This is a genomic window from Bacillus sp. AFS002410 (assembly GCF_002556365.1).
Classification (GTDB): Bacteria; Bacillota; Bacilli; order Bacillales; family Bacillaceae_G; genus Gottfriedia.
This window is the reverse complement of sequence record NZ_NUEU01000043.1, coordinates 1-700: the sequence shown is the minus strand read 5'-3', so window position 1 is coordinate 700 and position 700 is coordinate 1. Positions and strand designations below refer to the sequence as shown.

1 protein-coding gene is annotated in these 700 nt (G+C 32.1%); it reads right to left on the bottom strand.

Annotated elements, in window-relative coordinates:
- Window positions 1–311 precede the first annotated feature (311 nt).
- Window positions 312–509 (bottom strand): hypothetical protein, encoded by a 198-nt coding sequence (locus CN692_RS18965; protein WP_098120724.1) that lies wholly within the window; start codon window positions 507–509, stop codon window positions 312–314.
- Between the last annotated feature and the right edge of the window lie 191 nt (window positions 510–700).

Sequence of the window (700 nt, the reverse complement as noted above, 5' to 3'; positions counted from 1 at the left end):
AGAAAAAGTATCGAACGATGGTTAGAATAACTGGAATGAAGATGATCCAGCAAATGGATACGTTGATACCAGCTCTTGCAATGGATTTGATGTTTGCTTGTAATAATTCGTTGGTGTGCTCGTCGAGAACAATTGCTTTGTTCTTTTCAACGAGTGAACGAAGAAGTTGACTGAGATGCGACTTCGAACGGTTTACTATTTATTTTGATATTGTTTGTACTGTTGGCAATGACGAGCGTATACAGTCCCTTTTGTTGATTAAATTAAAAAGTTATACAACTAACGTAGTGCGTTAGTTGAATAAGAAATCCTTATAAATCTGTTCTTTTATATAATTGTGTAACATTGAAAACTGCAACAAATATAGAAATAATTAACGAGAATAAAAGCAACCAAAAGTAAAAATCGTAATCATGTTCTGACCATTTTGTAACTACCACTAAAGTAAATAGCAAAATAATTCCCATTCTTTTCCATTCGATTGAAAATATAGTCTTTAAATTATTCATGGTTGATTCCCCTTTTTTCCCTTCAAAAAGTAATTCGATATTGTTATGTAACATGATATAAACTTACCATATTTTTCGGATTCCGAATAAAAAAACTTCACTAATTCTGTTCAATTAAACTGCCACTTTGTTGAATAAAAAAACGACCGCCGAAGCAGCCGATTGTTATTGAACTAGTCGAGTAGAATGGA

Coding starts and splice junctions, on each gene's coding strand:
- CN692_RS18965 (WP_098120724.1), bottom strand. CDS start 509: ATGAATAATTTAAAGACTATATTTTCAATCGAATGGAAAAGAATGGGA.